The 5,189-nt window shown below is 76.0% G+C and carries 5 protein-coding genes; 2 read left to right on the top strand and 3 right to left on the bottom strand.

Annotation, left to right across the window (positions count from 1 at the left end; genetic code table 11):
• Positions 1–105: 105 nt before the first annotated feature.
• From ABZW03_RS36785 to ABZW03_RS36775, 3 genes are all read right to left on the bottom strand, one after another.
• Positions 106–1,305, bottom strand: coding sequence for an FAD-dependent oxidoreductase (locus ABZW03_RS36785; RefSeq protein WP_355268611.1), 1,200 nt, complete (start codon positions 1,303–1,305; stop codon positions 106–108).
• Positions 1,302–1,499 carry a ferredoxin gene (locus tag ABZW03_RS36780; RefSeq protein ID WP_355268610.1) on the bottom strand — a complete coding sequence of 66 codons (198 nt, stop codon included), beginning with the start codon at positions 1,497–1,499 and terminating at the stop codon, positions 1,302–1,304. Before ABZW03_RS36780 ends, ABZW03_RS36785 begins: the two co-directional genes overlap by 4 nt.
• Positions 1,500–1,579: 80 nt before the next feature.
• The gene (locus ABZW03_RS36775; protein WP_355268608.1) at positions 1,580–2,779 is read right to left on the bottom strand and encodes a cytochrome P450; all 1,200 of its coding nucleotides are present in this window, start codon (positions 2,777–2,779) and stop codon (positions 1,580–1,582) included.
• Between the two features lie 237 nt (positions 2,780–3,016).
• On the opposite strand from ABZW03_RS36775, the gene ABZW03_RS36770 reads away from it, so the two are divergent.
• Both ABZW03_RS36770 and ABZW03_RS36765 read left to right on the top strand, forming a co-directional pair.
• The gene (locus tag ABZW03_RS36770) at positions 3,017–3,622 is read left to right on the top strand and encodes a MarR family transcriptional regulator (RefSeq protein WP_355268606.1); all 606 of its coding nucleotides are present in this window, start codon (positions 3,017–3,019) and stop codon (positions 3,620–3,622) included.
• A gap of 30 nt (positions 3,623–3,652) precedes the next feature.
• Entirely contained in the window at positions 3,653–5,122 is a 1,470-nt protein-coding gene (locus ABZW03_RS36765) for a PTS transporter subunit EIIC (protein ID WP_355268605.1), read from the top strand.
• The last annotated feature ends 67 nt before the right edge of the window (positions 5,123–5,189 follow it).

Below are 5,189 nucleotides of genomic sequence, written 5' to 3'. Positions count from 1 at the left end.
GTCCCCACCCGGGTCCCAGCTCGGCGCGTGCTCCCCCAGGCGCCGCCGTTGCCAGACGGACACGATCGGCGGGCCGGGCCGGCGGGAGCGGATCGGTGCGGGGCCTCAGTCGGGCTCGGGCGGCCACGGACCGTGCGCCGCGACCCGGGCGCGCAGCCCGCGCAGCGCCCGAGCGGAGGCGATCCCGACCGCGCCGGTGACCAGGCCGTCCCGGACGCAGACGGCGGCGAAGCGGTGCTCCGCCAGGCTGCCGTCGACCACCTCGAACCGCGCGCCGCCGCCGGGCCGGCCGAACACCTGGACCCGCAGGCCGTACTGGTCGGTCCACAGGTACGGGACCGGCTGGTAGGCCTGCCGGGCGCCGTCCGGGCCGGCCAGCAGGTTCCGGGCGGCGTGCATCGCCTGCTCGGCGGCGTTGGTGCGCTGTTCGACCCGCCGGTGGCGGCCGGTGCGCGGGTCGGGCCAGGAGGCGGCGTCCCCGGCCGCCCAGACGCCGGGGCCGGCGGCGCAGTAGGCGTCGCAGACCACGCCGTCGTCCAGCGGGACGCCGCTGCCGGCCAGCCACTCGGTGGCGGGTTCGGACCCGACGGCCATCAGCACGGCGTCGGCGGCCAGTTCGGAGCCGTCGGCCAGCCGGACGCCGGCCGCCCGGCCGCGTCGTTCGAGCAGCGCGGTGGCCACGCCCCGGTGCAGCCGCACCCCGTGCTCGCGGTGCAGACCGGTCAGCAGCGCGGCCGTCTCGGCGCCCAGGACGGCGGCCAGCGGCGTGGCGGTGGAGGTCAGCCAGGTCACCTCGGCGCCCAGCCCGACGGCGGTGGCCGCCGCCTCGGCCCCGAGCAGCCCGCCGCCGACCACCAACAGCCGTACGCCCGACCGCAGTTCCTCGCGCAGGGCGAGGGCGTCGGCGAGGGTGCGCAGCACGTGCGCCCCGGGCCGCGGGGTGTCGGCGCCGGGGAGCCGGCGCGGGCGGACCCCGGTGGCGACGACGACGGCGTCGCAGCGCACCCGCCGGCCGTCGGAGAGCCGCACGGTGCGTTCCCGGCGGTCCAGACGCTCGGCCCGGACGCCGAGGCGAAGGTCGAGCCGGAGCTCGTCCAGCGCCTCGGGGCCGCGCAGGGCCAGCCGGTCCGGCTGCCACTCCCCGCCGAGCAGGTGCTTGGACAGCGGCGGCCGGTCGTACGGCGGCTCCGGCTCGGCCCCGACCAGGGTGAGGCGGCCGTCGTAGCCGGACCGGCGCAGCGCCTCGGCGGCGTGCAGCCCGGCCGCGCCGGCGCCGACCACGGCCACCTCCCGCAGTGCCGTCACGCCCGCTCCAGGGTGATCGCCGCGGCCGGGCAGACCGCGGCGGCGTCCCGGACGGCCTGGTGCAGCTCGGCGGGCGGTTCGGCGTCGAGCAGGACGACGATGCCGTCCTCGTCGCGCTGGTCGAAGACGTCGGGGGCGGCGAGCACGCAGTGCCCGGCGCCGCAGCACTTCTCCTGGTCGATCCGGACGAGCATGGTCTCCCTTTCGGAACGGTCGCCCCGTCGGCCGCGAACTCCGCCGCGAGGCAGGTGGATTGGGGTAGTGGCAGGGCCGGTCACCAGGAGACCGGCAGCTCGTGGACGCCGTAGATCAGCATCTCGCCGCGGAAGCGGACCTCCTCGAAGGGGACGGCCAGGCGCAGCCCGGGCAGCCGCCGCAGGAGGGTGGCCAGGGCGATCTGCAGCTCCAGCCGGGCCAGCGGCTGCCCCAGGCACTGGTGGACGCCGAAGCCGAAGGCCAGGTGGCGGCGCGCGTCGCGGGTCAGGTCGAGCTCGTCGCCGCCGGGGAACTCCCGCTCGTCCCGGTTGGCGGTGTTGACCATGCAGATGACGCCCTCGCCCGCCGCGATCCGGGTGCCGCCCAGGTCGACGTCCTCGGTGGCGACCCGGGTCACCCCGGAGTGGACGATGCTCAGGTAGCGCAGCAGTTCCTCGACCGCACCGGGTACGGCCTCGGGGTGCGCGCGCAGGTGGTCGAGCTGGTCGGGGTGGCGCAGCAGGGCGAGCACGGAGAGCGCGGTCATGTTCGCGGTGGTCTCGTGTCCGGCGATCAGCAGCAGCCGGCCCATCGCGCCGATCTCCGCGCTGCTCAGCTCGCCGCGCTCCACCAGGCGGCTGAGGATGCCGTCGTCGGGCCGGGTGCGCTTGGTCTCGGTGAGCCGGACCAGGTAGTCGGCCAGCTCGGCCTGGGCGGTGGTGACCTCCCCGGGGGTGGAGGCGCGGCGCAGCAGGACGCGGCTGCACTCCTGGAAGAAGTCGTGGTCCTGGTAGGGCACGCCGAGCAGCAGGCAGATCACCAGGGACGGCAGCGGCAGGGCGAACTCCTGGACCAGGTCGGCGCCGGAGCGTCCGTCGGTCATCTTGTCCAGCAGCTCGTCGGCGATCCGCTGCACCTCGGGGCGCAGCGCCTGGACCTTCTTGATCATGAACTCGCCGGTCAGCATCCGGCGGAAGTGGGTGTGCTCGGGGGCGTCCATCCGGATGAAGGTGGGCTGACCGGTGTTCAGCTGCCGGGCGCCCGCGCTGATGAACGGGAAGCCGGGCCGGGTGGAGTCGGAGCTGAACCGGGCGTCGGCGAGGACGGCCCTGATGTCCTCGTGACGGGTGACCAGCCAGCTGGCGGAGCCGTCCCACAGCGAGACGCGGCTGATCGGCTCCTCCTGCCGGGCCTGCCCGTACGCGGGCGGCGGGTCGAACGGGCAGGTGCCGCGGGCGGCGGGGTGGGTGAAGCGTGGGGTCTTCTCGGCGGTGGCCATCGGGGGATCCCCTTCCGGGAGTTGGGCCGGGCGCGCGTGGTGCCGGGTGCGCGTGGTGCCGGGCACGGGGTGCCGAGGGGGGCGTATTTACGTGCCCAAAGCAACTAACTGAACGTCACGCTAACTCGCGGTCCGTGGTGGCGAAAGGGCGTGCCGGGTGTCGGCCGAATCTGTCCGAAATCCGGCCACGGTTCCCCGCCCCGGCCGCCGCCGGTGCCCGGTCGCTACAGTTCCCCCATGTCGGACCAAGAAGACGCCGAGGACGACCGGACCACCACCCCCCAGCCGGAGAGCCTGGACGGCCTGGAGGACGTCCTGGCCACGCTGACCTACCTGCTGACGCGGTCCCAGGAGCACGAGCGACGCACCGCCCGGGCCGGCATCACCGCCGCCCGCTCGGACGTCTACCTGCTGCGCGCGCTCGCCGAGGGCGCCGGTGCCAGCCGGGTGAGCGACCTGGCCGACCGCCTGATGGTCAAGCCCTCCCACGTCACCCGGCAGATCGACCGCCTCCAGGGCCAGCAGCTGGTGGAACGCAGCCAGGACGCGCTGGACCGCCGGGCCCGCCAGGTGGCCATCACCCCCGACGGGCGGGACCTGCTCGACCGCCTGAAACAGGCCAACATCGCCGGGCTCGCCGGCGCACTGGACGGCGTGCCCGAGCCGGACGTCGCCGCCACCGTCAGCGTGCTGCGCCACCTGATCGACCGGTACGTGCACCGGGTGCGCACCATGCAGACCGGCGACGACTCCCTCGGGGGCCGGACGGACGGCGCCGTCGGCGCCCGGGAGGTGGCGGCGGAGGCGGCCCGGTTCGGCGCCGCGGCGCACGACGGCGGTTGAGCCGGGGGAGCACCCGGGTACGTCCCCGGCATGTCGGACGAGAAGAACCGCGCCGTGGCCGAGGCGATCCTCCCGCTGGTCGGTGGCGCCGCCAACATCCGCTCGGTCGCCCACTGCATGACCCGGCTGCGGCTGGGCCTGGCGGACCGCTCCCTGGTCGACACCGAGGCGCTCCGGGCGCTGCCGGCGGTCCTGGGCACGGTCGAGGACGACACCTACCAGATCGTGCTCGGGCCCGCCGCCGTCGCCGGGGTCACCGCGCAGCTGCGCGGCCTGCTGGAGGCGCCCGACGCGCCCGTTGGGCCCGAGGGGCCCGCCGGTCCGGGGGCCGCCGCCCCCACCGCCGAGGACCTCGCCGGGCGCGGCGAGCGCCTCCGGGCCGAGGCCCGGGCCCGCAACGCGACCCCGGTGAAGCTGGCGCTGCGCCGGATCGCGAACATCTTCGTCCCGCTGATCCCCGCCCTGATCGGCTGCGGGATCGTGGCCGGCCTCTCCGGCGCCCTCGCCAACCTCGGGTGGGCACCGGCCCTGGTCACCGCGCTGGGCCCGGTCTCCGCCGGATTCATGTCCCTGATCGCCGTCTTCGTCGGCTACAACACGGCGAAGGAGTTCGGCGGCACCCCGGTGCTCGGCGGGGCCGTGGCGAGCGTGATCGTCTACGCCGGGGTCGCCAAGGTGGAGGCCTTCGGGCACCACCTCACCCCCGGCCAGGGCGGTGTGGTCGGCGCACTCGGCGCCGCCCTGCTGGCCGTCCACCTGGAGCGCTGGACCCGCCGGCTGGTGCCCGCCGCCCTGGACGTCCTGGTCACCCCCACCGTCACCGTCCTGCTCGGCGGGCTGGCCGCGCTGTTCGGCCTGATGTTCGTGGCGGGGGAGGTCTCCACCGCCATCGGCCACGGCGCCACCTGGCTGCTCGCCCACGGCGGCCTGCTCGCCGGACTCGTGCTCGGCGGCCTCTTCCTGCCGCTGGTCATGCTCGGCCTGCACCAGGCGCTGATCCCGATCCACACCACCCTGATCCAGCAGCAGGGCTCCACCGTGCTGCTGCCGATCCTCGCCATGGCCGGCGCCGGGCAGGTCGGCTGCGCGGTGGCCGTCTACCTGAGGCTGCGCCACAACGCCTCGCTCCGGGCCACCATCCGCTCCGCCCTCCCGGCCGGCCTGCTCGGCATCGGCGAGCCGCTGGTCTACGGGGTGACGCTGCCGCTGGGGCGCCCGTTCGTCACCGCCTGCGTCGGCGGCGCCGCGGGCGGCGCCTTCGTCGGAGTGGCCGGCCAGCTGGGCAGCGCGGTCGGCTCCACCGCGATCGGCCCCTCCGGCTGGGCCCTCTTCCCGCTGCTGGCCGGCCCGCACGGGCTCCTCGCGAGCGCCGCCGTCTACGCCGGCGGGCTGCTGACCGGCTACCTCGCGGGCTTCCTGGCCACCTGGTTCTTCGGCTTCACCCGCGAGACCCTCGCCGAGTTCAACGCCGCCGCCGCTTCGGACGGGAGCCCCGCGTAGCGGCGAGCCGCCGCCCACCAGCGGCACCGATCGGCCCGGCTCGGCGCCCGGGCGTCGATGACGTACC

This window comes from Kitasatospora sp. NPDC004799, assembly GCF_040609095.1.
Lineage (GTDB): Bacteria > Actinomycetota > Actinomycetes > Streptomycetales > Streptomycetaceae > Kitasatospora.
Note: the sequence above shows the minus strand (reverse complement) of the source record. Positions and strands in the feature narration are given on the sequence as shown.